Source organism: Corallococcus sp. RDP092CA (genome assembly GCF_041903675.1).
Taxonomy (GTDB): Bacteria; Myxococcota; Myxococcia; order Myxococcales; family Myxococcaceae; genus Corallococcus.
Genome location: NZ_JAYESI010000103.1, coordinates 1 through 891, shown reverse-complemented (window position 1 = coordinate 891; position 891 = coordinate 1). Strand labels below are relative to the sequence as shown.

The window sequence follows — 891 nt, the reverse complement described above, 5'->3', positions numbered from 1 at the left end:
TGGGGTGCTGGAGGAACTGCGCCAGCCGCACCTCCTCCTCCAGCCGCGCGCGAGCCCGGAGGAAGCGCTCCGTCGCGGGCCCCTCCGGCAGGGGGACGCACTTCACCAGGACCTTGCCCCGGTAGCCTTTGGGCGTCCGAGGCCGCGCGAAGAGGACACGCTCGCCGTTGCGGCCGGTGCCCAGGTCCTGGAAGAACTCGTAGGCGGTATCACCGTCGCAAAAGAGGACAGCACCCCCGGCGAACCGGGAGTCAGCACCACTGGACATGGAAGGGGCTCCTGAATGCCCGCGCGGGGGAGCCGCGCAAAGGCAGACGGAAAGCTACCTCCGGCTGCCTTCCTCCGGGAACGACGCCACAGGTCACTTACTTCAAACTTCCCTGCTATTCACGGAATCAGTCCAGACACGCTCCGAGGCGTAACGAGTCTTGACACTCCAGGGCTTAGGGCCAGCGATCCACGGCATAAGCCACTTCGACGCGAGAGTAGCGAACTGCCCCCGGCTTGGAGTCCTCCCATGCCTCATGTGGGCCGTCCAGGCCAATAGCGAAGCAAACCGGAAGCGTGCGTCCGTCCGGGAGGTGCGCTTCGGTGTAACGGGCCAGCAGGAACGTCCCATCTCCCGTCCACAACCGGCCGGAGAACACCGTCCCTTTGGGGATGGTGCGATTGCCCTTGAAGACAACCCCTGTCACGGAGCCATCCCTGAACACCCCTTCATCGCCAGGATCACCTGGCTGGCTCCTGTCGATGGTGACCTGCACCTGATGCATCCCCTTGTTTATAGGACGGCGTAGACCTCGCGGAAGAACATCTGCTCAAGGACGAGTTCGCCGAAACGCCTCATGAGAGGCTCAAATTGATGGCCTTTCATCATCGGCAGCGCGCCGT

The 891-nt window shown here is 63.7% G+C and carries 1 pseudogene; it reads right to left on the bottom strand.

Annotated features, from left to right (window positions below):
* Nucleotides 1-268: pseudogene (locus U8525_RS34350) on the bottom strand (serine/threonine protein kinase); the annotation flags it as partial.
* Between the last annotated feature and the right edge of the window lie 623 nt (nucleotides 269-891).